Raw genomic sequence first — 26,398 nt, 5'->3', positions numbered from 1 at the left:
GCCCTTCCCTCTCCACCCCACCGCGCGGCTTTCACGGCCCGTCAATCCCTGGCATCGCGCTTGCCTCTGGACTCCCTGGCTACAAGTGAAACGTCCGCCGGAGGACGTTGGAGGCAGACCGGGGTATGCGCTGGCTGGGACGAGGCAGGTGGTGGGCAGGACTGTTGGGCGCGGCGTTGTGGGTGGGGTGCGGCGGAGGCGGCACACCCGATACCCGTCCAGCCGTGGAGGACCCTCCGGTGGACGAGAACCCGTCGGTCGGCGACGAGGAACCCCCGCCGCCCGAAGAAGAGAACCCGCCGCCCGTCGGGGAGCCTGACGCCGGCACGCCCGACTCCGGCACTCCGGACTCCGGCACACCCGACTCGGGAACGCCCGATTCCGGCACGCCCGACTCCGGCACTCCGGACTCCGGCACGCCCGACTCGGGGACGCCTGACTCCGGCACGCCGGATGGCGGCGGTGGCGGTGGCGGCAACAACGTCCCTCCGGACGCGAACGGCTGGCGCTTCCTCGGAGCCGCGCAGGGGGCTCCGCGCGAGGTGCTCGGCGTCACCGAGGACGAGGGTGGCAACCTCTGGGTGGCCGGCGGCGAGGACGGCCTCTGCCTGCTGAAGCCCAACGCCTCCACCTTCAAGTGCTACACCATGGCGGATGGCCTGAAGCCGTGGGCCCCGTGGAAGGGCAAGGACCCCGCCCCGGAGAAGCGCTACCTCAAGGTGATTTCCGTCGCTGGCGGCCCCGCCGGCACCGTGTGGGTCGGCTACCAGGGCCGGGACAACTGCGAGAGCGAGTTCTACAAGGCCCCGGGCGAGCTCGAGGACCCCGCCATCTACAAGAGCGGTGACGCGGACCGCGTGGAGCTCCAGGACGACGGCACCCTCAAGGTGCAGCACTACGACATCCACTCGCCCGCGCACTCGGTGCCGGGCTACGGCCACCGCGAGAAGCTCTGCACGGTGAACCGCATCGTCTGGGACAAGCAGCGCGACAGCCTCTGGTTCGCCTCCAACCACGGCCTCGCCTGGGGCGAGCCGAACTACGCGGGCGCCGAGACGTGCTCCAACCCGGAGATTCGCGCCGCCAACGAGTGGGTCTACATCCAGAAGGACGCGGCGGGGAACGAGATTGGCCGCGAGACGCGCCAGCGCTGCAAGTTCGGCGTCATGGAGCACGTGCACCCGGCCATCCTCATGGGTGACGACACCAGCGAGGACAGCCGGCTGGCCGGCGACGTCTGGGGCGTGGCGGTGCGGCCCGACGGTGACGTGTGGATGGGCACGCACATCCGCACCTCGCGCTTCAAGATCATGACCAACCTCGAGGGCCACACCGTCGGTGGCCCGTGGAACTTCGAGGCGGCGCGCAAGCAGACGGAGGAGAAGAAGCACGTCAAGAACCGCATCGACGTCTGGCCCGACCTCGTGGGCGAGGCGGACAAACCCACGGGTGCGCAGCGCATCGACGACCTCATCAGCGACCTGGTCCTCATGCCGGACGGCACGGTGTGGCTGTCCAGCTTCGCCCGGGGCCTGGCGAAGATGGACAGCACGGGCGTGGTGACGGCGCGCCACCTCGCGGCCGAGCATGAGCGCTTCGTGTCCTCGCTCGAGAGGGATCCGCTGGACGGCAGCCTGTGGATTGGCCACCGCTGGGGTGGCGGCCTGATGCGGATGCACACCGAGGGCGACTTCGTCAGCCACAACAGCGTGCTCGGCAACCTGGCCGGCCTGCCCGTCTGGGACATCCAGGTCGTGGGCAGCGGCGAGAACCGCAAGGTGCTGGTGGCCTTCGACGCCTTCCGCGACAAGACGGGCAACATCACCCACCGGGGCGCCATCGGCATCTACACCGGCAAGTAGCAGGGCCGCCTGCCCGCCTCCGGGGCCGCCAGAGGGCCCCGGAGGCACGCCTCCCGGGAAGGGGTGTCCTCTCCGGGAGGCGGCGTCACCTTGAAGGCACTCCCGCCCCGGCGGGAACGCTCCCGCCAGGACGGCGGGGGCCTTCAACCCTTTGACGCACAGGAGGCCTCACCATGTCTCTTCTGGGAAGCATTCTCGGTGGTCTTGCCGGCGGTCGTCGTAGCTATGGCACCGGCGGCTGGAATCGCGGCCGCACCAGCTATGGCCGCCGTCCCATGGGGTACGGCTACGGCCGCAGCCGGGTCGCCTCGGGAGGCATCCTCGGCGGCTCCCTGGGCCGCATGGCCATTGGCGGCCTGACGGCGTACGGCATGCGCCGCTTCTTCGGCAACCGCTCTCCCTACAGCTATTAGACAGGTGCCGGACAGGAAGCTCGCCTGTCCGGCCCCCAGGCTGGAGTAGGTTCCTCCCATCTGGCCGTCTGCCGTTGGGAGGACTCACCCCATGCCGAAGGCGAAGCACGTGCTGGCCCTGGACCAGGGCACCACCGGAACCCACGTCTCCATCCTCGACTCGAAGCTCCAGGTGGTGGGGCGCTCCTACAAGGAGTTCACCCAGCACTTCCCCAAGCCCTCTTGGGTGGAACACGACCTGGACGAAATCTGGGCCACCAGCGAGTGGTGCATCGCCCGCGCGCTGAAGGACGCGGGCCTCAACGGGCGCGACATCGCCGCGGTGGGCATCACCAACCAGCGCGAGACGACGGGCCTGTGGATGCGCGACACCGGCAAGCCCCTGGCCCACGCCATCGTCTGGCAGGACCGGCGCACGTCCGAGCTGTGCCGGCGCCTCAAGGAAGAGGGCGTGGAGCCGCGCGTGCGCGAGGTGACGGGCCTCGTCGTGGACCCGTACTTCTCCGGCACGAAGCTCACGTGGATGTTCGACCACCTGAAGGGCGCCCGAGCCCGCGCCGAGAAGGGCGACGTGTGCTTCGGCACCATCGACACGTGGCTCGTCTACAAGCTGACCGGCGGCAGCGCGCACGTCACCGACGTGTCCAACGCCAGCCGCACCCTGCTGATGGACCTGACGACGCTGCAGTGGAGCGACGACATGCGCTCGCTGCTGAAGGTGCCGGCCGCGTGCCTGCCGCAGATTCGCGGCTCCGCGGAGGTGTACGGCACCACGCGCGGCATGCGCAGCCTGCCGGACGGCGTGCCGGTGGCGGGCATGGCGGGTGACCAGCAGGCGGCCCTCTTCGGACAGGCGTGCTTCGAGCCCGGCGAGTCCAAGTGCACGTACGGCACCGGCGCCTTCCTGCTGATGAACACCGGCACCACGCCGGTGCGCTCCACGTCCGGCCTGCTCACCACGGTGGCGTGGCGGCTGGGCGGCACCGGCACCACCACGTACGCGCTGGAGGGCAGCAGCTTCATCGCCGGCGCCGCGGTGCAGTGGATGCGCGACGGGCTCAAGGTCATCAAGAAGGCGCCGGACATCGAGGCGCTCGCCGCCAGCGTGAAGGACTCCGGCGACGTCGTCTTCGTCCCCGCCCTGGCGGGCCTGGGCGCGCCGCACTGGCGTCCCGAGGCGCGCGGCCTCTTCGCCGGCATCGACCGCTCCACCACCGTGGCCCACTTCGCGCGCGCGCTGCTGGAGGGCATCGCCCTGCAGATTCACGACCTGGCGGACGCCATGCGCCGAGACAGCGGGCGGGACATCCCCACCTTCAAGGCGGACGGCGGCGCGGCGGCCAATGATTTGCTCATGCAGTACCAGGCGGACATCCTCGGCGTGCCGGTGGTGCGCCCGCGCAACCTGGAAACGACGAGCCTGGGCGCCGCGTTCCTCGGCGGCCTGGGCGCGGGCGTCTGGGACAGCCCGGACGCCATCCGCCGCGCGTGGAAGGCGGACAAGACCTTCAAGCCGAAGATGAAGGCGGACGTGCGCGAGCGGCACCTGGCCAAGTGGAAGCGAGCGGTGGAGCGCGCGTGATGCGGGCCCCGCGCTGGAGGTCCCTCGTGGCCGCCCTGCTCGTGCTGGGCGGCGCCACCGCCTGCCCGACACCCGAGCCCTGCTTCAGCGGGCCGCAGGGCCAGCCGCCCACGCAGGAGCGCGTCTTCGGCATGGACCAGGAGGTGGTCCTCGACGTGCGCGCCACGCTGACCCACGCCTGCGACCCGACGACGGTGGAGGCGCGGCGGCCGGAGTCCGTCACGGTGGAGGTCTACGACCCGGAGAACCAGCCGGTGCCCGCCACGGCGGAGCTCAGTCTGGCGGGGGCCACGGTCCGCTTCACCCCCACGATGCGCGGCCGTCACCACGTCCTCGTCGCTTTCGCGCCCGTGGGAAGCCTCCACCAGCTCGACGTCCTGGTGGTGGAGGACCACCGCGAGGCCCCCCGCCTGGCCTTCTTCCCCTCGGTGACGACCTGCCCGTACGTGGACCGCACCACGCAGGGCACCTGGCTGTGTGGAGCGAAGGCCCTGCGCGAGCCACGCGAGCCCCTCCAGCAGCTCGCCACGTCCTCCCACCCCACCGTGGCGGTGGCGGGTGACGTGGTGTGGGTGCTGGATGGGAACGAGGTGCGCCGCTATGTCGACCGGGGCTCGGGGCCGCTCGCGCCCACCGGGACCGCCACCCTGCCCCTCAACGCGGGGACTCCCCGGACCCCGGGGCCGGACTCGCGCGGCGCGACCCCCGAGGAGCTGCTGCTGGTCCGCAACGGCAGCCTGTACCGCTACACCTTCAGCGAGTCGGGGGGCGTCGCCAGCGCGCCCACGACGGTGCTGAGCTTCATCGATGCCTCCTCGTCCATGATGGGCAACGACTCCACCAGCGCGCTGCTGCTGCGGACGGGAGCCCGGCTGCTGGTGGTGGGCAGCGCGAGAGACCCGCGGACCTTCGAATCGCGGACCGTGGTGTGCCCCTACGAGCTCGACACGTTGGGCGCGTATGCGCCCGTGCTGGACATCCCCTGTCAGGCGCCGGAGGGGAACGTCGTGGGCTACGAGGCGGACGTGCTGTGGACCACGACGACGGAGTTCTCGGCGGGCCAGAGCAAGGTCACGCTCCACCGTTACCCGGCCGCGAGCGGCAGGCTGGTGGCGGAAGGCACGCTGGCGCTCAATGGCGGCATCACCGCGTACCCTTCCTCACTGCGCCCGGGCCCCATCCTTCCGATTCTGCGCTCGACGGGCTCGTACGTCCCCGCGGTGATGGCGCGCTGGAATGCCACGACGGGACTGGTGGACCTGGAGGTGGCGCCCGGCGCGGGGAGCACTTCCGATGTGTCCTATTTCGGGGAGCGCTTCATCTGGGTGGAGCACCAGGGTGGAACAGGTGGAGTGACGGTGTACGCGCGGCCGTCCACCCGCTGACGGCCGGGCATTGTCGGCTTCCCCCCGGCGCGGGAGCGGGTAGAAAGCGGGCATGGCCTACGACCGCACGCTGCTCGCCCCCGAGGCGCTCCAGACCTTCCTCGCCCAGCACCCCGAGTGGAAGCACGAGGGCGGGATGATTCGCCGCACGTATGAGGCGCCGTCCTTCCTCGCCGGCATCGCCTTCGTGGAGAAGGTGGCGCAGGCGGCGGAGAAGGCGGACCACCACCCGGACATCGACATCCGCTGGCGGAAGGTGACGCTGGCGCTCGTCACCCACGACGCCGGGGGCCTCACCTTCCGCGACACCGCCCTGGCCGCCGAGGCGGACCGCCTCTTCACGGAGGTGGTGCGGGCGAAGTGAGCAGGCGCGAGTGCAAGGCGCTGGTGTTCGCGGTGGCCCTGGCCGCCTCGCCGGTGGCGTGGGCGCAGGAAGAGCCACCCGTGCAGCCGCGCCCGGAGCGGCTCTATTTCAACCCCGGCGCGCTGCTGGGCTCGGCGCGCGTGGTGGCGCTGGGCGGCGCGTACGTGGGCATCGCCGAGGGCGCCGCGGGCTTCCCCAGCAACCTGGCGGCGCTGGCGCACCGCAGTCCCTCGCTGGAGAAGGACTGGGACCTGGGCGTCACGCTGACCTGGTTGGACCTGCCCTTCACCGGCGGGCGCAAGCGCGACCTGGACAACGACGGGCGCGCGGACGAGTCGGAGGACAGCCGCCAGCTGCTGGGCGGGCTGCTGCTCCAGTACAAGCGCTTCGGCATCGGCTTCGCGCTGCGCAACAGCTCGGTGTCCTACTGCGCCACCGTGGCGTGCTCGGGCGACAGCGAGCGCATCCGCGTGTCGCTGACGCAGTCGGTGCTCGCGGGGGCGGTGGCCTTCGGGCAGGACGACTTCATCCTCGCGCTCGGGCTGTACGCGGCGCAGGCCACCTTCCGCCTGTCCTCCGGCGGTGACGACATCCGCTACGGGGACACCGGCGTGCAGGTGGACATGCTGTACCGGCCCCATGGCCGCGCGTGGCGGCTGGGTGTGACGGTGCGGCCGGAAGTCATCGCGGACCTGCGCGGTGACGCGAGCCAGGCGCCGGTGCTCGCGGGCAAGCCGCTCTTCAGCGCGGTGGCGGCGCCCGCGGTGCTGTCGCTGGGCGCGTCGTGGCGCTTCGGCGAGGGCTCCGAGCGCTACAACCGGCTGTCCCCCGCGGCGCGCCGGCAGCTCCTGGTGGAGGGAGACGCGCTGCCGGTCCCGGACGAGGAGCCACCGGGAGCACCCGCGGGGCGGTGGCTCTTGAGCGCGCAGGTGGACCTCATCTCCGGCGTGGACAACGCGGTGCCGGTGCGCTCGTTCGCCTCCACGGCGGAGCCGGAGAAGGTGGGCCACACCTCCGAGTTCGCCCCCCGGCTGGGCGTGGAGCACGACACGGTGCCGGGCATGGTGCGCCTGCGCGCGGGCATCTACGCGGAGTCCTCGCCCTTCGACGGCCGGCCAGCGCGGCCCCACTTCACGGGCGGCTTCGAGGTGTTCGTCCTGCGCTACTGGGAGGACTGGTCCATCAGCGCGTCCTTCGACCTGGCGCGGCGGTACACCAACGTGGGCCTGTCCGTGGGATTCTGGCGCTGATGCGGACGGGACTGCTCACGGTGCTGGCGCTGGTGGGGTTCGCGGCCAACTCGCTCTTGTGCCGCGCGGCGCTGGCGGGAGGCGGGCGGCTCATCGACGCGGCCTCTTTCACGGGCGTGCGGCTGGTGTCCGGCGCGCTGGTGCTGGCGGTGCTGCTTCGGGCGCGCGGTGGGCGGCACACAGGTGGCTCCTGGCCCTCCGCGCTGGCCCTCTTCGCATATGCGGCGGGCTTCTCGCTGGCGTACGTGCGCATCCCCGCGGGCGTGGGCGCCCTGCTGCTCTTCGGCTGCGTGCAGGCGACGATGCTGGGCACGGGGCTGGCACGCGGCGAGCGTCCGAAGGCGCGCGAGGTGGCGGGCCTGCTGCTCGCGCTGGGCGGGCTGGTGGGGCTGACGGCGCCGGGCGTCTCCGCGCCGGACCCGGTGGGCGCGGCGCTGATGGCGGGCGCGGGCGTGGCGTGGGGCGTGTACTCGCTGCGAGGCCGCGGCAACCGCGACCCGCTGGCCGCCACCGCGGACAACTTCCTGCGCTCCGTGCCCATGACGGTGGCCCTGTCCGGCGTGGGGCTGCTGGTGCAGGGGACGCCGCACGCGACGGGGAGCGGGCTCGCGCTGGCGGTGGCCTCGGGGGCGCTGGCGTCCGGCGTGGGCTACAGCCTGTGGTACGCGGCGCTGCCGCACCTGACGGCGACCCGGGCCGCCATCGTCCAGCTCTCCGTACCGGTGCTGGCGGCGGTGGGTGGCGTGCTGTTGCTCGGTGAGACGGCGACGCAGCGGCTGGTGCTCGCGGGCGCGGCGCTGCTGGCGGGCGTGCTGCTGGCGCTCTCCGCGAAGGCGGCGCCTCGTGCGCCCGTGAAGGCTCCCTCGCGGGAGTGATTCACGGAAGGCCCGAGGCGCCCCGGCCCGCGTCAGCCGCCCTGCTCGCAGAAGCCGTAGTTGCACGAAGGAGCCGAGGAGGGGCAATCCCCCGGCCCCGCGCAGGGCGTGCAGGAGGTGGCGCCATTGGCCACCTTGTCGAAGAAGCAGCCGCAGCGCAGCCCGGTGGTGATGGGTGACAGCGGGCCCATCTCCGTGGAGCGCCGCACCTTCATGGCGCACTTGGGTACCAGGTGCTTGTCGATGATGGCCTCCAGCAGCGGCTGCGCGAGCTGCGGGGCGGCGAAGCGGCTCACCAGCGCGCCCGCGGCCGGCGTGGGCAGCCCGTTCTCCACCCGCGTGTAGAAGTGCACCGGCCCCCAGATGGGATAGTGGCCGTCGCGCACGTTCGCCTTGTCCTTGGCGAACGGCGTGGAGTCCGGAAGGAAGCCGCACTTCTGGCCCCGCGCCTGGAAGGCGAGGATGCGCAGGCTGGCGCGCTCCTCGTCCGCGACGTCCGTGGACAGGATGCCGATGGCCTGCTCCGAGCGGCTCGTGTCCAGCAGGCTCATGTTCCTGCGCACGCCGTCACTGCCGCCCCGGTCCACACCCCACCACTTGTCGGCCGGCACGCTGATGGCGCGCGCAATCATCTGCTGCGTGCCGGAGCTGGCGTTGCGCACGAAGAACAGCGACGGCTCCACCCAGGGCGCCGCCTTGCCCTGGTTGCCTCCCATGCCGAAGGCCATGTACGCGGCCTCCGCGCTGATGCTCCGCTGCGTGGAGTTCACCGGCACCACGAAGGTCATCGGCTGGATGGGGCCCTCGTAGTCGGAAATCTGCACGCCCGTGGGCGCCTCGACGCCGCACGTGGAGGCGTAGACGTCCGACACGCCCACGTCCACCGTGACGCCCTCCGGCGGCAACGAGCACTCCTGCGACGTGCCGTCCGGCTTGAGCAGGATGGCGTAGTTCGCGGCCCGCGAGCCGGAGGCGGGAATGTCCTTGATGATGCGCCGGCTCGGGTCCGTGCTGAAGATGGCGGTGACGCCCGTGCACGAGCCCTGGGACTGGTAGACGATGCTGTAGGCCGGCGTGTCCTGCGCGAGCAGCGGCGCCACCACCGTCAGGAACGAGCGGACGGCCGAGGAGCCCGCTACGTAGACGACGTTGGTGGAGGGACAGGAGATGGTGGGCTCTTTCGTCTGCGCGAGGGCGGACGTCGAGGCGAGCACGGCGGTGAACACGACCAGCGCGCACGGCGGGCCGCGACGGAAGGCAAAGGGGCTCATGGAAGGTGTGTCCTCGGAAGGCGGGGGCATCACGGCCGGGGAACGAGGTCGGGCAGGGCGTCGCTCGGATTGCACAGCCCCAGGCGCGCGCAGTTGTCGAAGGGCTGGCACTCGGCGCGGGTGCACTGGTTGAGGAACTGCTCCTCGGTGGAAGCGTTGCCGCGGAAGCAGCCCTGCGGGCCGAGTCCGGAGGGCATGCACACGCCCTCCTGACAGACGGGATAGGTGCCGAAGCGCTCGCAGTCCGCGTCCGTCGTGCACTGCGCGGGCTCGGTGTCCAGGGCCAGCGAGCAGCCGCTGGCCGCCATCAGGAACACCGAGGCGAGCAGCGCGCGACGCGAGGCGTGCGCGCGCCCGGAGGAAGAGAGGAGGGACATGGGCATGGCTCGTGGAGACAGGGGCTAGAAGGCACCGGAGACGCCGACGCTGCCGGGGCCCACGCCCACCCGCACGGACGAGGAGGACGGGGCGGGCGTGTCGGAGTCGCCGCCGGAGAAGAAGGTCAGGTACGCGGAGATGCCGGCGGCCACCACCGTGGCTCCGGTGAGGATGTCGCTGGTGAGGGCCAGCGTCTTCGTCTTGCCGCTGGCGTCGTCCAGCTGCGCGCGCGTCACGCCGAAGGTGTCGCGCCGGGTCTTCAAATCACTGGCCGCGCTGCTGGCGAGCACGGCGGTGACACCCGCGCCCACCGCCAGCGCGCCGGTGGCCGCCCACATCTTCCAGGGCACGCCGCGCGGCTCCTCGGCCCGGGCGGTGAGGGCCGACGTCGTGGCCACGGAGGGCTCGGACGCGGGCGGCGGAACGGTGGCCGCCCTGGGCGCGGGCGGGGGCGCGAAGTCGAGCCGCACCACCATGCTGTCCATCCCCGCCACGTCCACCATGCGCGTCACGGGCGGCTCTCCGGGCAGCTCCGCCGTCACCTTGCGCCGGCCGGCGCTCACCATGACGGGCTCGGACAGCGGCGTGGTGCCCACCGGCTCGTCATCCACGGAGACCTTCGCGCCCACCGGCTGGGTGACGATGTCCAGCGTCGCCACGCGCGAGCGCAGCCGCTCCACCTCGCGCTGCACCTCGTCGCGGCGCTGCGGGGTGATGTCCGCCTGCCCGTCCCGCAGGTACTGCTGGAAGCTGCGCAGGGCGCCCGCGTAGTCCTGGAGCTGATACTGGACCTGGGCGATGTTGTAGAGGAGCCGGTAGCTGGGAGCCAGCTCGTGGGCGCGCTGGAACTCCACGAGCGCCGCGCGGAAGTCGCCCTCCTCGTAGAACTCGCGGCCGCGCTCGTAGCGGCGCTGCGCCTCCTCCATCTGGGGTTGAGGCTGGGAGCGCGCGGGGGTCTTCCGTGAGGGAGCCGCGGCACTGGCGCTGCCCGCCGCCATCGCCAGCAGGAGCACGACGGCGAGCCGCTTCGGATGAGACATCAGGTTCGGGGTCATGGGTTGTCGGGGGAAGAGGAACCGCCCTGCTCGCCCCAGGGGTTGTCCGGGTCGAGCGAGCGCTTGGGCGGCTTGCGGCGCACGGGCTTCGCGGGCAGCTCGGCGAAGTCCGGCTCCTGGGCCTGGACCTGCGCTGGTTCAGCGGGCGCGGCGGGTGGGCGCGAGGTGCGCTCCGTGACGGCGGGGCGGCGCGACTCCTGGCCACGCCGCGAAAGGGTGATGTCCAGGGCGAGGTCGCGCTCGAAGCGGAGCTCCTTCACGACGGGCGCATACCCGGGCGCGGTGACGCGCAGCACGTGCACCCGGCCGTCCCGGGGGAACTTCTCCGAGAAGGGATTGCCCTCCAGCGGCTGGTCGTCCAGACGGAGCTGGGCCTTGCGCGGCGTCACCGTCACCTGGAGCTCCACCTCCGTGGGCTCGGCGGGAGACGCGGGGGCCTGTGCCGCCGCCGTGGTCGCGACACCCGGGGCCGAGGGGTTCGTGGGCAGTGTGCCCGCGTTGGCCGCCGCCGTGGCCGCGACGCCCGAGGGCACGGAGCCCGTGGGTGCCTGTCCCGTGGTGGCCGTGACACCGGAGGCGGTGGGACTCGCAGGCGCCGCTCCACCCGCCGCCACGGCGGGAACGCCGGCTCCCGGAACGTTGGTTCCCCGCGAGGGGCCCATCGCCGCGGTGGCGCCGCCGGGCACGGGGCTCGCCGAGGTGGAAGTGGGCGTCGCGCCCGCGCCACCGCTGGAGCGCAGGCCCATGATGGCGACACCCGCCACCAGCGCCAGGGCTCCCGCGCCAGCGAGGACCGCGCCCCGGCGCCGCGCCAGGAAGGAGGGACGCGTGGGCCCGGTGGGCTGGGGCTCCACCTCCGTCGCATCGGCGCGTAGAGGGGACACGGCGGGACGGGACACGGAGCCCGAGCCCGCGTCACGAGACCTGCTGCCGAGCCCCGACACCGGCGTGCCCATGACGGGACTGCCACCCGTCGGCACGGCGGCGCGGGTGATGAGCTGGGCCACGTGCTGGGTGCCCACGGGATGTCCGCAGCTCAGCAGGTACTGGTCCAGGTCCGCCTGCATCTGCCGGCAGCTCGCGTAGCGCGTGGCCCGGTCCTTGGACAGGGCGCGCTGGATGATGTGCTCCAGGGCCTCGGGCACGTCCTCGCGCCGCGCGGCCACGGGGATGAACGGCTCGTAGAGGATGGCCTGCATCAGGGCCGCTTCGTGGCTGGCCTCGTAAGGCTTGGCCCCCGCGACCATCTCGTAGAGCACCACCCCGAGCGCGTACACGTCCGTGCGTGCGTCGAGCGCCTCGTTGCGCAGCTGCTCGGGCGACATGTACGGCACCTTGCCCTTGAGCGTGCCCACCTGCGTCTGCGGCGCGTTGGTGGTGGCCTTGGCGATGCCGAAGTCCACCAGCTTCACGTTGCCACTGCGTGACAGGAGGATGTTGTCCGGGCTGACGTCGCGGTGGATCATCCGCAGCGATTCACCGGTGTCCGGGTCGCGGAACTCGTGGGCGAAGGTCAGGCCCTCGCACACCGCCGAGGCGATTCGCGCACACAGCGGATATGGGATGGCCTGCCCCTGGGCGTTCAACCGGCGCAGCAGCGCGCGCAGCGTGGGCCCGTCGATGTACTCCATCGCCAGGAAGTACGCGCCCTCGGACTCTCCGAAGTCGAAGATTTGAACGAGGTTGGGGTGGTTGAGCCGTGCCGCCAGCCGAGCCTCGGCCAGGAACATCTCCACGAACTGAGGGTCCTGTGCCAGGTGCGGAAGGATGCACTTGACGACGAGCGTCTTCTCGAATCCTCCGGGGCCGGCGGCACGGGCCCGATACACCTTTGCCATACCGCCGTGACCCAGCTCGGAGACAAGCTCGTACCTGCCCAGCAACGCGGTGCTGGGGACTGCTTCACGGAGGGCTGACACTGTTACCTCACCGTAAAAATCGCGGGTCGCGAATACACCGCGTTTTGACAATGCTGTCGAGACGGGGAGGCTGTCTGGCTGCTCTGTGTTTACAATTCCGTGACTGTTACGGATTCGTGACCGTTACGCGTTCGTGACGTTTACACAATCGTGACAGTCATCAGCGTGTGAGGCATTGGCGAGAGCGGTGTGTCAGGGAGCCTCGAGCTCGGGCGGCCACAAGGCTCCGAGCTCCAGCTCGAACGTCTCGAACGGTTCGGCCCGGGCGCGGTCCTCAGCGGAATAGCGGCCTCGCTCCACCCACTGCCCGTCCCGCAGCTGGAACACCTCCAGTGTCCGCGCGTCCGGGTCCACCAGCCACACGTGGTTCACGCCTTCGCGCGCGTAGATCTCCCGTTTGCGCTTCCGGTCCAGTGACGCCGTGGACGGGGAGAGCACCTCGCAGACCCAGTCCGGCGCCAGGGTGAAGTAGGGGGCTCGCGGCACCTGGGGCATCCGCTCGCGGCGCCAGCCCGCGAGGTCCGGCACCAGGACGTCCTTGCCGAAGTGAAGCTCCGGCTCGTCCATGAACCACCAGCCGCCCGGTCCCGTCCTTCCTCGCTGCACACCACTGTAAAGCTCACCGAACAGGATGGAGTGCGCCATCGCGTGAGGGCTCGCCGGCCGCGACATGGCGATGAGCTCCCCGTCGATGATCTGCCCCACCATGTGTTCTGGCAGCGCCAGCAGCTCCGCCAGCAGGTCCTCATAGGTCGCCGGCCGCTTCGTCTCGTTGCCCATCTCGCGACTCCCCAGTCCTCCGACTTCCCACCCGTCCATCATCGACCCAGCCTCCCCGGAGTGGAACCCCACCCGTCACCTTGTGTCCACTCCTTCCTACTCCACGGGTCTGACAACCGAGATAAGAGGATGCGCCAGGACGCACGTCACCGAGCCGCTGCATGCTTCAAGAGGGTCATGTGGACTTGCGCCCCGACGGCCACAAAGCGCCAAGCCTCAACTCCAACGCATCGAAAGGCTCGGCCCTGACCCGCGCCTTACCGGAGTACCTCCCCCGCTCCGTCCACCGTCCGTCGCGCCACTGGTAGACCTCCAGCACCCGCTCCGCCGGGTCCACCAGCCACACATGGCCCACACCTTCGCGCGCGTAGATCTCCCGCTTGCGCTTCCGGTCCAGCGTCTCGGTAGATGGCGAGAGCACCTCGCAGACCCAGTCAGGAGCGAGGGTGAAATACGGTACATCCGGCACCTCGGGCATGCGCTCGATGCGCCAGCCCGCGAGGTCCGGCACCAGGACGTCTTTTCCGAGGTGCAGCTCCGGCTCGCCGATGATCCACCATCCACCCGCCCCTCCTTCCCCTTCACCAAAGGCACCGTTCACGGCCGTGAGCAACGAGGTGTACGCCACCCCATGGCGGCTCGCCGGCCGCGGCATGGCGATGAGCTCCCCGTCGATGATCTGCCCCACCATGTGTTCGGGCAGTGCCAGCAGGTCCTCATAGGTCGCCGGCCGCTTCGTCTCGTTGCCCATCTCGCGACTCCCCAGTCCCCCGACTCCCAGCCCTTCCATCATCAGCCCAGCCTCCCCGGAGTGGAACCCCACCCATTACCTTGTGTCCACTCCTTCCTACTCCACGGGTCTGACAGCCGAGCCCATCCCTCGGCTCATCCAGCGTCATGACAAGTGCGAGAAGGGCACGCGCTCGCTGCCATCACCCGTGCCTCGCCCTCGGCTCGCCTTGCCTGGCTGGCCCATGCCACGGTCCCTTCCACTTCAACCGGGAGCGGCCCGTGGAACGACGCACGACGATGCACCGTGGTTGCAACCTGAGCTGGTTCGTGGAGGGCCAGGGAGTCCCCGTCGTCCTCATCCAGGGCTCGGGCGTCGGCGCGAATGGCTGGAGGCCGCAACTGGATGCACTGACGCCGCGCTTCCAGTGCCTCTGCTTCGACAACCGCGCCTATGGCCGGAGCGTCCCGTCCGCGGAGCCCCTGTCACTCGAGCTGATGGCGGAGGACGTCCTCGCGCTGATGGATGCCCAGGGCTGGCCGAGCGCACACCTCGTCGGGCATTCGATGGGCGGGCTCATCGCGCAGTACGTGGCCCGGCGCGCGCGAGCCCGGGTCCGCAGCCTCGCGCTCCTGTGCACGTTCGCCAACGGCAAGGCACCGTCCCGGCTGACGCCATGGCTGGTCCGTATCGGCCTGCGCACCCGAATCGGGACCCGGCGCATGCGGCGGCGCGCCTTCATGGAGATGGTCCTCACCCACGAGGAGCTGTCGGCCGCCGACCCCGACACCCTGGCGGAGAAACTGGGCCGCCTCTTCGACCGCGACCTGTCCGAGTCCCCGCCCATCTTGATGCAGCAGGTGAGGACCATGGCCCGCGCGGATGCTCGGCCGTTCCTCTCCGAGCTGGCCGGCATCCCGACGCTCGTCGCGAGCGCGGAGCATGACCGCATCGCCACGCCCGACTCCGGCCGTGAGCTCGCACGAGGGCTGCCGGGCGCGCGCTACATCGAGCTGACCGGAACCGCCCATGCCATGACCATCACCCGCGCCGCGGAGGTCAACGCCCTGCTGACCGAACACCTGGCGCAGGCGGAACGGAACTTCCATTCCGCCACCCCCGTGGCGCGCTGAGCCCCCCTTTCCCGCTGGCGGAGCACCGGAGCCCGCGGAACGGAACTTCCATTCCGCCCTACCCCTCGCGTCCGGCTCCCGGCCGCCTGCCTGCCCGGCTGCCCGCGCGCCCCCTGAACCGCTTGCCTTTCCCCCGCGCTTCTTGAAGAAGAAGCCTCCCCATGCCCGCCGAGCTCGCGCACCCGGCCTCTCCTCCGTCCCCGGAGGCGGGAGGCCCCCCCTTCGACACGGACAGCGCGCTCGACACGTGGCTGCGGACCCACGGCATCGAGCACGTCACACGCATCAGCCTCGTCATGCTGACGCCCCGCATCGAGGCCGCGCTGATGCCCCAGTTCCGCATGGTCAGCGCCCGCCGCCGTCTCGTGGAGCTGGCGAGCGCGGAGTCCCAGGCGCGCTGGATTTCCGAGACCGTCCCCTCCGCGAAGATGCGGGACCTGCTCCCCCGCCTCGCCTCCCGCTACCTCGAGGATGAGCGCTCGGCGGCGGAGGACGCCCGCGCCTCGCTCCCGGAGCTCCTCCGCCCTCCCGAGGAGCCGCGCACGCACGCCGTCCACCGGCTCCTCCTGGACCTGCGTGCCCGGATTCCCGGCTCCGTCGCCCCGCGCCCCCGGCGCGCGCTGTCGGAGGCCTCCCTCCAGCTCGACCCCCAGCTCCCCGGCTTCCGGGTCCGCGAGGCGCGCATCTCGGTGCTGCCCGTCGGCGCCAGCGCCGGCTTCATCCTCCCGGAAGCGCGCCTCGCCTTCTCTCCCACCGAGGTGAAGGCCGACTGCACCTGTGGAGCGCCCACGTGCGTGCACATCCTCGCCGCCATCGACACCACCCTCCTCTGGCTGCGCCAGCCGTGGACGGAGGCGTTCGGCGAGACACTCGCGGACCTGCTCCGGCCCGACTGGGAGCGAACGCTCCGCGCACTGGAGCGCGCGGTGGAGGAGAGCCCGGGCGCCGCGGGAAGCGCGGAGCTGTCCTGGCACCTGGAGGTCATCCCCAGCTACGGCGTGGAGCTGGCCCCCTACGTCCACAAGCGCGGCAAGAAGGGCCAGCTCAGCAGCGGCGCCAAGCTCAACCGCAGGAAGCTCCTCCAGGAGTACGGCTCCCTCCTGTCCCCCACCGACGCGCGGCTCGCGGCCCTGCTGCCGGAGAACGAGGCCCCCGCCTCGCGTGAGCTGCTCTTCGAGCTCGTCAACCATCCGCGCATCTACTTCGAGGACACATCGGACCTCGTGCGCATCGAGCGCGAGAAGGTCGGCCTCGTCGCCGAGGACCGCGGCGACACCGTCGTCCTCAACGTGGGCTTCGACGGAGCCGCCCTCCCCGGCCCGCTGCTGGAGCGCGTGCGCAAGGCGAAGCCCGAGGAGGGCCTCTATCTCTGGGACGAGGGCGCGCGCCGGCTCACCGTGCTCGACGTCAGCCCCGAGGCCCGCGCGATGCTCACGGTGCTCTCGCGCCACGGCAACGCCTTCCCACCGGAGAGCCACGTCGCGCTGCTGGAGCGCCTCTCCAAGCTGTCCACGCGCCTGCCGGTGGCCCTGCCCCGCAGCGTCATGGGCGAGGCCGTCCCGCCCGCCAACCTCCCGGTGCTGCGCCTCGAGACGCGGCCCGGAGGCGGCGTGCGCGTCGAAATCCGTCTCCGCCCACTCCCCGACAGCGGAACCGTCATTCCGGGCGAAGGCGCTCGCGACGTGTACGTGCGGCGCGGCCTCACGCCCCGGCACGCGGTGCGCGACTTCGCGCGGGAGCGCCAGCTCGCCGAGTCGCTCGAAGCGCAGCTCCCGCTCCGCACCGCCGAGCCGGAGGAGCTGCCCTTCAGCTACCAATTCACCAGCGCCCAGGGCGCGCTCACGCTCCTCAAGGTCTGTGCCTCCCTGGACCCGAAGCCCGAGCTGGAGTGGACGGGCGCGCAGATGCACCTGCTCTCCGCGCGAGGCCCGGCGGCGCTGAAGGTCACCGTCGAGCGCAAGCGCAACTGGTTCGGCGTGCTCGGCGAGCTGTCCGTGGACGGCGAGCGCGTGGCGCTGGCGCGGCTGCTCGACGCGGCCCGCCGCAAGGAGCGCTTCGTCCAGGTCTCCGCGCAGTCGTACGTGGAGATGGAGGACGCCCTGCGCCAGCACCTGGAGCGGCTGGCGGACCACACGTACCTGTCGCGCCATGGCCTGGAGATGGGCCCGTCCGGAGCGGAGGCGCTGAGCGCGCTCGGCGGCGCGGGCGCTCGGGTGGACGCGGACGAGGCCTGGCGCAAGCTCGTGGAGCGCATCTTCGCGGCGAAGGAGCTGCGCCCCCGGGTGCCCGGCACGCTGAAGACGGAGCTGCGCGACTACCAGCTCGAGGGCTTCCGCTGGCTCACGCGGCTGGCGTCATGGAACGCGGGTGGCGTGCTCGCGGACGACATGGGCCTGGGCAAGACGGTGCAGGCGCTGGCCGTGCTGCTGGAGCGCGCGAAGCACGGCCCGGCGCTCGTGCTGGCGCCCACGTCGGTGGCCTTCAACTGGGTGGACGAGGCGAAGCGCTTCGCCCCCTCGCTGAAGCTGAAGCTCTTCTCGGAGGAGGAGGACCGGGGCGCCACGCTGGAGCGGCTGGGGCCGAAGGACGTCCTCGTCATCAGCTACGGCCTGCTCGTGCGCGACATCGAGCGGCTGTCCTCCATCCGGTTCTCCACCATCGTCTTCGACGAGGCGCAGGCGCTGAAGAACGCGACCACCCAGCGCTTCCGCGCCGCGCGGGCGCTCCAGGGGGACTTCCGCTTCGCCCTCTCCGGAACGCCGCTGGAGAACCACCTGGGCGAGCTGTGGGCCCTCTTCGCCATCGTCTTCCCGGAGCTGCTCGGCAGCTGGGAGGCGTTCCGCGAGCGCTTCGCCGCGCCGATTGAGAAGGGCATCGACCCCACGGCGGCGCCCGCGCTCGCCCGGGTGCTGCAGCCCTTCCTCCTGCGGCGCACCAAGACACAGGTGGAGGCGCAACTGCCTCCACGCACGGACGTGCGGGTGCCCGTGGTGCTCTCGCCGGAGGAGTGGCAGCTCTACGAGGACGCCCGGCTCGCGGCGCTGTCGGACCTGGAGAAGCACAAGACGACGCTGAAGGAGCAGGAGCGGCGCATCCAGGTGCTCGCCGCGCTCACCCGGTTGCGGCTTCTGGCCTCGCACCCGCGCCTGTCGGACCCCTCGTCGACGGTGGGGTCCTCCAAGCAGGAGCGGCTGATGGAGCTCATCGAGGAGCTCCGGGCGGAGGGCCAGCGCGCGCTCGTCTTCAGCCAGTTCACCTCGCACCTGTCGCTGGTGCGCGACGAGCTGGACGCGCGGGGCATCCCCTACGTGTACCTCGACGGCCAGACGCCCGCGGGCGCGCGGGCGGAGCGGGTGCGGGAGTTCCAGGAGGGGGACACGCCGCTGTTCCTCATCTCACTGAAGGCCGGCGGCTTCGGGCTCAACCTCACCGCCGCCACCAGCGTCATCCACCTGGACCCGTGGTGGAACCCCGCCGTGGAGGACCAGGCGTCCGACCGGGCCCACCGCATCGGCCAGGAGCGCCCCGTCACCGTCTACCGGCTGGTGGCGCGCGGCACCATCGAGGAGCAGATGCTCGCCCTGCACGAGCACAAGCGCGCGCTGGTGGCCGGCGTGCTCGAGGGCAAGGACCAGGCGGGCCGGCTCACCACGCAGGAGCTGCTCGCCCTGCTGTCCCGGAAGCTCGCCCCCGTGGAGGAGCCTCCCCCGCCCCGCTCGCGGCACTGAATCAGGACGCGGAGGAGCCCGTACCGCGCGCGGAGCCACCTCGACCCGCACGAACAGGAAGGGGGCATAGGCCCGTTCCCGAGGCATTCGCGGAACGGAACTTCCATTCCGCGTGGCCTGCCAGCCCCCGGGCCGCCCCCCCCCGGAACGGAACTTCCATTCCGCGTGGGCTCGCCGGGTCCTCGCCGGTCCGTGAGCGGCGGCCTCGCCGCCCGAGCGCCGCTGGCGGGGTCCGGCGCCCCGATGGAGGTCCTCAATGGACATCCGCGCAGGCAACCGCGTGCGACTCCCCACCGCGCCATGAGTGATGGCCCGTCCTGCCCTGTCGGAAGCCCCCTGCCGTGGAAGAGCCCCCTCCACCCCGCACCCATGGCACCGGGGAGGACTCCGCGCTCCACGCCGCGCCACACGCCCCTCTCGGTGGGTAGCGCGTGGCCCTCGGGTGTGGCGTCACGGGGAGCGCGCGAGGGCACGCGATTTCCCACCGGCGTGAAGCCCCTTGCGCATCGGGGCGGCCAGGCGGGCAGACGCCGTACACCCTGTTGCTGGCACCGGGCACCATGCGGACCCTCCACTCGGTGGAGGGGGTTTTCATCATGCGTCTGGGGTGGCGTGGGTTCCGGACCGTCGTGGGCGCGACGGTGCTGGGGTGGCTGGGAGTGGTGACGGGCTGCAGCAGTGGCGGCGAGGCGCACGACCCTCCCGCCACCGGGGGCTGCGAGGACATGTCGGCGGCGGAATGCGCCCCGGCACCGGAGCCGCCCGTGACGGACGGCGAGGCTCCGCCGCCCCCCGTCGGCGAAGTCCCCGACGAAGAGCCGCCGGACACGAACGAACAGCCCCAACAGGAGCAGCCGCCCCCGCCTCCGCCGGGCCCGGGCAGCACCCTGTGGCAGGTGCGTGAGGGCACCCCGCAGGACGACCTGGCGCTGGACGCGGCGCTGGACGCGAGTGGCGACATCCTCACCGCCACCGTCCAGGGCATCGATGACATGCACACCCGTCAACCCACGGATGACCGCGTGCGGCTCGTCGTCACCCGGCGCTCGGCGGCGGGCGAGACGCGCTGGCAGCGGACCTTCGAGGTGCGCGCGCCGGAGACGCCCGCGGAGCTGCGCGCCAGCGTGAGCGCCCGCATCGCTCCGGACTCCACGGGCGGCGTCTTCCTGGCCGGCAACGTGGAGGGCCTGCTGGACTTCGAGACGCGCGAGCTGGGCGACGGCGCCTTCGTCGCGCGATTGGATTCGAACGGCAACCTCCTCTGGGCCAGCACGCCCCGGGGCCCGGGCCTCACCGTGGTGGACCTCACCGTGGACGCCCAGGGCCGAGCGCTGGTGGCCTTCAACTCCTCCGGCACCGCGGACTTCGGCGACGGCGCGCGTGGCTCCGGTGCCGTGGTGGTGACGTACTCGACGGAGGGCCGCGCCGAAGGGGCCCTGCGCATCGGCCGGCCCGAGGGGGACGAGGACCGCGTCGAGCTGACCACCCTCGCGGTGGATGCCCGCGGGCGGCTGGCGGTGGGCGGGCGCTACGTGGGCGCGGTGCGCTTCGGCAGCCAGCGCGCGGAGTCCACCCGGGACGGCAGCCCCTTCCTCGCCGTCTATCAGGACGGCGCGCTCACCTGGGCCAAGGCACTGCGCCAGGCCCAGGGCACCGTGAGCGACGTGGGCGTGGACGGACAGGGCGCGGTGGTGGCCACCGGCTCCTTCCTCGGCACCGTGGACTGGGCGGGCCGCAAGCTCCAGGGACACCCGTACCGCATCAGCCCCTTCCTCGTCGCCGCGCGTCCCGGGGGTGAGGAGCGCTGGGCCCGCCACCTGGGCGACGGACTCCAGGTGGGCGCGCTCGCGGTGGAGCCCTCGGGCGACCTCGTGCTGGCGGGCTTCACCTACAACCGCATCGAGGACGGCGTGGCCGGCTCGGACGGCATGGGCTCCGCGCAGCCCGTGGCCATCCGCTACGGCTCCAACGGCGGGGCGTTGGCCACGCGCATGTACCTCTCCGACCCGCCCGAGGCCCGCGGCGAGCTGTTCGGCGTGGAGGCCATGCCCTTCGTCGGCGTGCTCCCGGATGGCGACGCCATCCTCTTCGGACATACGGACCGGGACAGCGACCTCGGCCTGGGCCGCCGCTTCGCCGCCCGCAGCGACGTCTTCCTCTTCCGCCTCAAGCGCTGACCCGCTCGCGGGTGGGTCACCGGGAACCCACCTGCGGGCCTCTCCGCGCTCGAGAATCCTGCGACCGGACTGGACAGGCGTCGTTCTCCTCCACGAGAAGCACGTGTGCCGCGACCGCCTTTTTTGGGGAGGCGCTCGCCGGCACATCCCAAGTGGAGGAGAAATCCATGTCGAAGAGGTTCACGCTTGTCGCCGGCGCGCTGGTCGGCTTGAGCGCGCTGATGGCGGCCTGCTCACCAGGGGGCGGCACGGAAGAGAATCCGCAGCAGCAGCCCGACATCGAGGGCGCGGCCGAGGTCTCCGTGAAGGGGCTGGCGGCCTATCAGCTCCATTCCGTCGTGGTGACGGCGCAGCCTGCCAACATCTCCAAGGAGCTGCTGTACAACGCCGACGCGGGCACCTTCACGGGAACGCTGGTGCTGCCGGTGGGCCCCCAGACGCTGACCGCCAACGGCTATGCCTACGTCTCCAACACGCCGGACGGCGGCCCCTTTGACGGAGGCCCTTTTGACGGCGGCGCCTTCGACGCGGGCTCGTTCGACGCGGGTCCGTCCTTCGACGGCGGCATCTTCGACGCGGGCTCGTCCTTCGACGCGGGCTCGTCCTTCGACGCCGGTCCGTCCTTCGACGCCGGTCCGTGGCCGTCGTTCGACGCGGGCAGCTCCACCGCGCTGACGCTGGTGGCCACGGGTAGCGCGACGACCAACATCGTGGCCAACACGACGACGGGCGTCAGCCTGCGCATCTATGACCTGACCCCGCCGGAGAACCAGCCGGACATCGCGCCCATCATCCGCGCGCTGACGGTCTCCAACACGAGCACCATCGTCAACCAGCCCGTCACCTTGTCGGTGGACGCGGTGGACCTGGACGGCGACCCGCTGAGCTACCTGTGGCACGCGGACTGCGGTGGCGGCTTCGCGGACCGCAACGCCGCGACGACGACGTTCACCGCCTCCGTGCCGGGGGCCTGCAACCTCGCCGTCAGCGTGGTCTCGCGCGGCCAGGCGGTGACGGACTCCGTGACGGTGGTCGTCTTCCCGAACGACGGCGCGGGCTCCGGCGGCGTCCAGGTGAACGGTGAGTACATCCCCCGTCCCATCGTCGCCTCCATCTCCATCTCCAACTACCCGGAACTCCCGTACTCGTATATCTACCGCAGCAGCAGCGCGGCCAATCTGCCGACCGTGCGCGCCGGCGAGACGTACGAACTCGAGTTCTCCACCTACTACGGCACCAGCGCCGGTCTGAGCAGCCGGACCACGAACCTGGACGTCACCTGCGGCACCGTGCTGAAGGTGTACGACTCGTGCCCGAGCCCCAACCAGTGCTACTCGATCTACAGCTGGACCGCGCCGTCCTCGAGCGCCGCGTGCCGGGTGACGGCGAACGCCTCCGTGGACTCGCTGTCGGACAGCTTCTCGGCGGGCATCCTGGTGAAGTAGTCGGCTGAGACGTCGGGCGCTCCCACGGAGCGCCCGCGCGTGTTCGAGGGCCACGAGGGTCCGCGGCAGGCAGTCCGCGGCCCCGTGGCCCTCCTTGCTTTTCATGGCCTGGGAGGGCGCGGCCCCTTCGGTCCTGCTCCGAGGCACAGACACATCGGAGCGCCGTCAGGTGCCCGAGGGAATCGCGGGGTCGCCCTACTTGCGCGGGGTGCGCCGGGTCGTCGCGCGCGAGGTGCTACGGACCGCGGTGCGGCCGGTGCCACGAGGCGTGGTGCCCGTCTTGCGAGCCGTCCGCCCAGCCGTGCCCGTCTTCCGGGTCGTCGCCTTCCGGGCGCCGCCGATGGCGCGCAGGGCCTTCTTGGCGCGAGCGCCCACCTTGCCCGCGGCCTTCTTGACCCGAGCGACCGTTCCACCGGTGGCCGTGCGCTTCGCGGAGGCCTTGCGCGCGCCCTTCCGCACACCGCCGGCGCGCGTGGAGGCCTTGCGGGTGGTGCGGCGCCGCGTGGGGGCCGTCACGCCGGTGGTGGGTTGGGTCACGGCGTCGGTAATCTGCGAGTTCACGGCGGTTGGGAAAGCCATTCATCTGCTCCAGTGAAAGGGGGCTGCGGGCAATGCACGGGAAGCGTACGCCCATTCGCTCACCCGCAGTGAATCCGCCCCCGGAACAGATGAACGACAGCGGACGAATGCCACGCGCGTTGGAGCCTCAGCGCAGCGCGATGCCGTGCTCGCGGCCGAGCTGCTCCACGTCTCCGAGCACGACGGTGAGTCCCTTCCCGGTCGCCAGCGAGAAGGCGCGCCGCACCTGTGTCTCGACGTGGGCCTTCTCGCCCCGCAGGGCATGAGCGCGAGCGGAGTCGAGCAGCATCTCCACGAGCGAGAGCCAGTCCTGGTGGGACTCGGCGTTGGCCATGGCCTGCTCCAGGTGCGGGAGCGCGGAGGCGCCGTCGCCGCGGCGCAGGTGGACGCGGCCGAGCATGGCCAGCGACTCGCGCGTGGCGGCGGGGTCCTTGCGCTCCTCCGCCATGCGCAGGGCGCGCTGGGCGGTGGGGAGCGCCTCGTCGCCCTGGGGCTCGCGCAGGGTGAGGACATGGGCCACGGCGATGAGCGCGAAAATCTGGCCGGTGTGGAAGCCCACCTGCTCGCGCAGGCGCAGGCACTCGCGGTGCTGCGCGAGCGCCGTGTCCAGGTCGCCGCGCTTCTCGGCGAGGCCGGCCAGGTGCCGCAGGTTGTAGGACTGCATGAGGGCGTCCCCCGCTCCGCGCGCGACGGCGAGGGAGCGCTCGTAGACTTCCCGTGCGCGGACCGCGTTGCCCTGGAACTGCTGCGTGAGGCCCAGGTGGAAGAGGGCCTCGGAGAGCCCGCGCGAGTCGCCGGCCTGCTCGGCCAGCGCGGCGGAGCGTTCGAAGAGGGCTACGATGGGCGCCCACTCTCCACGCCCGGCGAGCAGCTTGTTGAAGTAGTGGTACATGCCCTCCGCATCGAGTGCCGCGGCCAGCACGCCCGGGTGATTCGAGGCCTCGGCGAGCTGGCGGGCGCGCTGGAGGATGGCGACCACCTCCGCCTCGTCGACGCCGGGCTCGTGACGGAGCTGGCGGGAGAGGACGCGGCCCAGCTCGACCTGGAGGCGTGCCTCACCGGGGGTGTCCTTCAGCAGGCGGGTTCGCTCGATGGCGAAGCGTCCCAGGCTCGCCGCGTCACCGAAGCGGCTGTCCAGGTCATACGCCTGCATGACGGTGACGGCGGATGTGGCGAACGAAGATGGCTCCGCCGCCGCGCGCGTACCGCCCTGCTCCGCCCTCCCGGCCGCGCAGGCCGTGATGAGTCCCAGCAATCCCACCCAGATGATGTGCCGCATGTGTTCCTCCCCTGAAGTCGAGAGGAAAGGTAGAGGGGCGTCGGAGGACTGGGGCGGCGATGGGATGAGTCGCGGGAGGAAGGGACGAGCCGCGATGCCGGAGGGACGGAACGCGGGAGGCCTACAGCGGGTGACCGAGCACCTGCTCCAGCCGGGCACGGTACGTCCGGCTCAGCGTCAGCTCCTGCCCGTCGCGCAGCACCAGCCGGTGGTCGCCGGACAGCGTGGGGCTCAGGGAGTGGATGCGGTCCACGTTGACGAGCACCGAGCGGTGGATACGAGCGAAGCGGCGCGAGGCGAGCCGGGCCTCCAGCTCCGCCATCGTCTCGCGCAGCAGGTGCTCCTCGCGGCCCACGTGCAGGGTGACGTAGTTGCCGGCGGACTCCACCCAGTCGATGTCCTCCACCGGGACCAGCAGCGTCTGGGCACCGGACTTCACCACCAGACGGTCGGGGGTGGGGGCGGCCGGGCGCAGCTCTCGGAGCAGGTGCTGGAGTTGCTGGCGCAGGTCCACCGGAGGCGCGGCCAGCCGCTCGCGGACGCGGGCGAGGGTGCGCTGGAAGCGCTCCACGGTGAAGGGCTTGAGGAGGTAATCCACCGCGGCGGAGTCGAAGGCGCGCACCGCGTGCTGGGGATGGGCGGTGACGAAGACGACCACGGGCGGCGGCATCACCGCCGTCTCCGCGAGCACGCCGAAGCCATCCAGCTCCGGCATCTCCACGTCGAGGAACACCAGCGCGGGGCGCTCGCGGGTGATGAAGGAGAGCGCCTCCTGGCCATCGCCACACTCGGCCAGCGGGTGCAGGTCCGTCTCCGGGGCCAGCAGGGCGCGCAGCCGCTCGCGGGCCAGGGGCTCGTCGTCGACGATGAGGGTGCGGATGCTCATGACCGGGCACTCCGGTACGGCAGTGACAGGGACACGACGCACCCGCGCGGCGTATTGGCCTCCACCGTCAGCGTCTGCGAGGCGCCATAGAGCTTCTCCAGCCGGCTCCGGGTGCCGCCCAGGCCGATGCCCTCGCGCAGCCCCTCGGGTCCCGAGGGCGGCCCCACTCCGTCGTCACGGACCTCCACCGACAACCTCTCACCGGCGCGAGCGGCGCGGACCCACACCCGCCCGGGTCCACGGCGTGGAGCGATGCCATGACGGATGGCGTTCTCCACCAAGGGTTGGAGCAGCAGCGGCGGCACGAGCGCGTCGCGCACCTCCGGCGCCACCTCCACGTCCACCTGGAGCCGGTCAGAGAAGCGGGTGCGCTCGATGTCGAGATAGGGCGCGAGCAGCTCCAGCTCCTCTGAGAGGGGCACCTCGTGGCGCCCGTCGCGTTCCAGGCTGGCGCGCAGCAACTCGCTGAGCTGGCCCACCATGCGGTCCGCGGCATTCACATCGCGGTGCATGAGGGCGGAGATGGCGTGCAGCGTGTTGAAGAGGAAGTGCGGACGGAGCTGGTTGCGCAGCAGCTGGAGCTGCGCCTGCGCGAGCTGCGCCTCCAGCTGCGAGGCGCGCACGGCCTCCTCCCGCATCCGCTGCGAGGACCGCAGGGCCGCGTACGCCCCCACCACGGAGAGGTAGATGAGCACGTCGAAGTCGGTGGTCTTCGACACCAGCCAGCCGAAGTACGTCCAGGCCGCCGACCATCCGCCCTCGGGCGCGAGGAGGAGCTGACGCAGGCCCGCGTGCAGGGCCAGGTGCACCATGGCGAAGAGGAGCGCGGCCGGCAGGTGGAGCGCGAGCTGGACGGGCCAGGACCGCCCGGTGGCGTGCACACGGCGGGCGACGGCGAGGATGAGGGGGGTGAGCGGGGCCCAGCTGTACCACTCGACCGCACCGAGCAGCAGCGACTCCCCGAAGCTCGCGGGCTCGCCCTTCGAAGCGCGGTAGACGGAGAGCTGCGCGCCATAGACGAGCGTCAGCACCGTGTATCCCGCGAACACCAACGCGGGCCCGAGCCAGCGCCGGGAGACCGCGACGCGTGGGTCCACCGATGCGACGCGGGGGAGCGGGGACGGCGCGGCCACGGGAGGGTTCAACGACATGACCGGGATTGTATGCCCATTGCGAAGGGCATGACTGCCCCCGGGTTGGCGAGGCGGGCCGAATGGACGCACGTACCTGGAATGGCCGCGCCGTCAGCACTCATGGCCCCGGGCCGACGCGAATCCCAGGCGCTCCCTGCCATGAGTCAACGCAGG

21 protein-coding genes are annotated in these 26,398 nt (G+C 71.7%); 11 read left to right on the top strand and 10 right to left on the bottom strand.

All coding sequences use genetic code 11. The annotated features are described in order from the left end of the window. Positions 1 to 239 precede the first annotated feature (239 nt). The 7 genes from HG543_RS57140 to HG543_RS12085 all read left to right on the top strand — a co-directional run bounded on the left by HG543_RS57140 (position 240) and on the right by HG543_RS12085 (position 7,731). Complete coding sequence (locus HG543_RS57140; protein WP_343073333.1) at positions 240 to 1,862, top strand: ligand-binding sensor domain-containing protein; 1,623 nt, start codon at positions 240 to 242, stop codon at positions 1,860 to 1,862. 173 nt (positions 1,863 to 2,035) lie between these two features. After that, entirely contained in the window at positions 2,036 to 2,275 is a 240-nt protein-coding gene (locus HG543_RS12110) for a hypothetical protein (protein WP_169344880.1), read from the top strand. A gap of 91 nt (positions 2,276 to 2,366) precedes the next feature. Next, positions 2,367 to 3,857, top strand: coding sequence for a glycerol kinase GlpK (glpK, locus tag HG543_RS12105; RefSeq protein WP_169344879.1), 1,491 nt, complete (start codon positions 2,367 to 2,369; stop codon positions 3,855 to 3,857). Positions 3,858 to 3,883: 26 nt separating this feature from the next. Next, complete coding sequence (locus HG543_RS12100) at positions 3,884 to 5,242, top strand: hypothetical protein (RefSeq protein WP_169344878.1); 1,359 nt, start codon at positions 3,884 to 3,886, stop codon at positions 5,240 to 5,242. A gap of 52 nt (positions 5,243 to 5,294) precedes the next feature. Then, positions 5,295 to 5,606 (top strand): 4a-hydroxytetrahydrobiopterin dehydratase, encoded by a 312-nt coding sequence (locus tag HG543_RS12095; RefSeq protein ID WP_169344877.1) that lies wholly within the window; start codon positions 5,295 to 5,297, stop codon positions 5,604 to 5,606. Beyond that, complete coding sequence (locus HG543_RS12090) at positions 5,603 to 6,856, top strand: hypothetical protein (RefSeq protein WP_169344876.1); 1,254 nt, start codon at positions 5,603 to 5,605, stop codon at positions 6,854 to 6,856. Before HG543_RS12095 ends, HG543_RS12090 begins: the two co-directional genes overlap by 4 nt. Next, positions 6,856 to 7,731, top strand: coding sequence for a DMT family transporter (locus tag HG543_RS12085; protein ID WP_169344875.1), 876 nt, complete (start codon positions 6,856 to 6,858; stop codon positions 7,729 to 7,731). The genes HG543_RS12090 and HG543_RS12085 overlap by 1 nt, the downstream gene beginning before the upstream one ends. Positions 7,732 to 7,763: 32 nt before the next feature. On the opposite strand, the gene HG543_RS12080 is transcribed toward HG543_RS12085, so the two are convergent. The 6 genes from HG543_RS12080 to HG543_RS12055 form a co-directional block, all read right to left on the bottom strand. Continuing rightward, the gene (locus HG543_RS12080; RefSeq protein ID WP_169344874.1) at positions 7,764 to 9,002 is read right to left on the bottom strand and encodes a substrate-binding domain-containing protein; all 1,239 of its coding nucleotides are present in this window, start codon (positions 9,000 to 9,002) and stop codon (positions 7,764 to 7,766) included. A 29-nt stretch (positions 9,003 to 9,031) separates the two neighbouring features. Further along, complete coding sequence (locus tag HG543_RS12075) at positions 9,032 to 9,379, bottom strand: hypothetical protein (protein ID WP_169344873.1); 348 nt, start codon at positions 9,377 to 9,379, stop codon at positions 9,032 to 9,034. Between the two features lie 24 nt (positions 9,380 to 9,403). Next, on the bottom strand, positions 9,404 to 10,420 hold the full coding sequence (locus tag HG543_RS12070) for a PEGA domain-containing protein (protein WP_169344872.1): 1,017 nt from the start codon (positions 10,418 to 10,420) through the stop codon (positions 9,404 to 9,406). An 11-nt stretch (positions 10,421 to 10,431) separates the two neighbouring features. Beyond that, positions 10,432 to 12,354 (bottom strand): serine/threonine protein kinase, encoded by a 1,923-nt coding sequence (locus HG543_RS54450; RefSeq protein WP_343073332.1) that lies wholly within the window; start codon positions 12,352 to 12,354, stop codon positions 10,432 to 10,434. 192 nt (positions 12,355 to 12,546) lie between these two features. After that, positions 12,547 to 13,176, bottom strand: coding sequence for a Uma2 family endonuclease (locus HG543_RS12060; RefSeq protein ID WP_246356952.1), 630 nt, complete (start codon positions 13,174 to 13,176; stop codon positions 12,547 to 12,549). Positions 13,177 to 13,309: 133 nt separating this feature from the next. Beyond that, complete coding sequence (locus tag HG543_RS12055; RefSeq protein ID WP_246356951.1) at positions 13,310 to 13,927, bottom strand: Uma2 family endonuclease; 618 nt, start codon at positions 13,925 to 13,927, stop codon at positions 13,310 to 13,312. A gap of 218 nt (positions 13,928 to 14,145) precedes the next feature. Between HG543_RS12055 and HG543_RS12050 the strand changes: the two genes are divergently transcribed. The 4 genes from HG543_RS12050 (at position 14,146) to HG543_RS12035 (ending at position 22,347) form a co-directional block, all read left to right on the top strand. Next, positions 14,146 to 14,997: an alpha/beta fold hydrolase gene (locus HG543_RS12050; RefSeq protein ID WP_343073331.1), complete on the top strand. Its 852-nt coding sequence runs from the start codon at positions 14,146 to 14,148 to the stop codon at positions 14,995 to 14,997. A gap of 161 nt (positions 14,998 to 15,158) precedes the next feature. Then, positions 15,159 to 18,725 carry a DEAD/DEAH box helicase gene (locus tag HG543_RS12045; protein ID WP_169344871.1) on the top strand — a complete coding sequence of 1,189 codons (3,567 nt, stop codon included), beginning with the start codon at positions 15,159 to 15,161 and terminating at the stop codon, positions 18,723 to 18,725. A gap of 596 nt (positions 18,726 to 19,321) precedes the next feature. Beyond that, positions 19,322 to 20,902, top strand: a complete 1,581-nt coding sequence (locus HG543_RS12040) for a hypothetical protein (protein ID WP_169344870.1) — start codon at positions 19,322 to 19,324, stop codon at positions 20,900 to 20,902. Positions 20,903 to 21,069: 167 nt separating this feature from the next. Then, positions 21,070 to 22,347 carry a PKD domain-containing protein gene (locus HG543_RS12035; protein ID WP_169344869.1) on the top strand — a complete coding sequence of 426 codons (1,278 nt, stop codon included), beginning with the start codon at positions 21,070 to 21,072 and terminating at the stop codon, positions 22,345 to 22,347. A gap of 195 nt (positions 22,348 to 22,542) precedes the next feature. On the opposite strand, the gene HG543_RS12030 is transcribed toward HG543_RS12035, so the two are convergent. The 4 genes from HG543_RS12030 to HG543_RS12015 all read right to left on the bottom strand — a co-directional run bounded on the left by HG543_RS12030 (position 22,543) and on the right by HG543_RS12015 (position 26,242). After that, positions 22,543 to 22,926 (bottom strand): cell envelope biogenesis protein TolA, encoded by a 384-nt coding sequence (locus HG543_RS12030; protein WP_169344868.1) that lies wholly within the window; start codon positions 22,924 to 22,926, stop codon positions 22,543 to 22,545. A gap of 127 nt (positions 22,927 to 23,053) precedes the next feature. Continuing rightward, a complete protein-coding gene (locus tag HG543_RS12025) occupies positions 23,054 to 24,205 on the bottom strand; it encodes a tetratricopeptide repeat protein (RefSeq protein ID WP_169344867.1) in 1,152 nt (383 codons plus the stop codon). Positions 24,206 to 24,326: 121 nt separating this feature from the next. Beyond that, the gene (locus HG543_RS12020; RefSeq protein WP_169344866.1) at positions 24,327 to 25,091 is read right to left on the bottom strand and encodes a LytR/AlgR family response regulator transcription factor; all 765 of its coding nucleotides are present in this window, start codon (positions 25,089 to 25,091) and stop codon (positions 24,327 to 24,329) included. Continuing rightward, positions 25,088 to 26,242 carry a sensor histidine kinase gene (locus tag HG543_RS12015; protein WP_169344865.1) on the bottom strand — a complete coding sequence of 385 codons (1,155 nt, stop codon included), beginning with the start codon at positions 26,240 to 26,242 and terminating at the stop codon, positions 25,088 to 25,090. Before HG543_RS12015 ends, HG543_RS12020 begins: the two co-directional genes overlap by 4 nt. Between the last annotated feature and the right edge of the window lie 156 nt (positions 26,243 to 26,398).

The sequence above is a fragment of the Pyxidicoccus fallax genome, from assembly GCF_012933655.1.
Taxonomy (GTDB): Bacteria; Myxococcota; Myxococcia; order Myxococcales; family Myxococcaceae; genus Myxococcus; species Myxococcus fallax.
The sequence above is the reverse complement of the archived record's forward strand: the minus strand, read 5'-3'. Positions and strand labels throughout refer to the sequence as shown.

What these genes read in the sequence shown, in the direction of transcription:
- HG543_RS12040 (WP_169344870.1), top strand. Translation starts at nt 19,322, where the DNA reads ATGCGTCTGGGGTGGCGTGGGTTCCGGACCGTCGTGGGCGCGACGGTG.
- glpK (WP_169344879.1), top strand. Translation starts at nt 2,367, where the DNA reads ATGCCGAAGGCGAAGCACGTGCTGGCCCTGGACCAGGGCACCACCGGA.
- HG543_RS12110 (WP_169344880.1), top strand. Translation starts at nt 2,036, where the DNA reads ATGTCTCTTCTGGGAAGCATTCTCGGTGGTCTTGCCGGCGGTCGTCGT.
- HG543_RS12095 (WP_169344877.1), top strand. Translation starts at nt 5,295, where the DNA reads ATGGCCTACGACCGCACGCTGCTCGCCCCCGAGGCGCTCCAGACCTTC.
- HG543_RS12045 (WP_169344871.1), top strand. Translation starts at nt 15,159, where the DNA reads ATGCCCGCCGAGCTCGCGCACCCGGCCTCTCCTCCGTCCCCGGAGGCG.
- HG543_RS12030 (WP_169344868.1), bottom strand. Translation starts at nt 22,926, where the DNA reads ATGGCTTTCCCAACCGCCGTGAACTCGCAGATTACCGACGCCGTGACC.
- HG543_RS12060 (WP_246356952.1), bottom strand. Translation starts at nt 13,176, where the DNA reads ATGATGGACGGGTGGGAAGTCGGAGGACTGGGGAGTCGCGAGATGGGC.
- HG543_RS12055 (WP_246356951.1), bottom strand. Translation starts at nt 13,927, where the DNA reads ATGATGGAAGGGCTGGGAGTCGGGGGACTGGGGAGTCGCGAGATGGGC.
- HG543_RS12070 (WP_169344872.1), bottom strand. Translation starts at nt 10,420, where the DNA reads ATGTCTCATCCGAAGCGGCTCGCCGTCGTGCTCCTGCTGGCGATGGCG.
- HG543_RS12020 (WP_169344866.1), bottom strand. Translation starts at nt 25,091, where the DNA reads ATGAGCATCCGCACCCTCATCGTCGACGACGAGCCCCTGGCCCGCGAG.
- HG543_RS12085 (WP_169344875.1), top strand. Translation starts at nt 6,856, where the DNA reads ATGCGGACGGGACTGCTCACGGTGCTGGCGCTGGTGGGGTTCGCGGCC.
- HG543_RS12035 (WP_169344869.1), top strand. Translation starts at nt 21,070, where the DNA reads ATGTCGAAGAGGTTCACGCTTGTCGCCGGCGCGCTGGTCGGCTTGAGC.
- HG543_RS12025 (WP_169344867.1), bottom strand. Translation starts at nt 24,205, where the DNA reads ATGCGGCACATCATCTGGGTGGGATTGCTGGGACTCATCACGGCCTGC.
- HG543_RS12075 (WP_169344873.1), bottom strand. Translation starts at nt 9,379, where the DNA reads ATGTCCCTCCTCTCTTCCTCCGGGCGCGCGCACGCCTCGCGTCGCGCG.
- HG543_RS12080 (WP_169344874.1), bottom strand. Translation starts at nt 9,002, where the DNA reads ATGAGCCCCTTTGCCTTCCGTCGCGGCCCGCCGTGCGCGCTGGTCGTG.
- HG543_RS12015 (WP_169344865.1), bottom strand. Translation starts at nt 26,242, where the DNA reads ATGTCGTTGAACCCTCCCGTGGCCGCGCCGTCCCCGCTCCCCCGCGTC.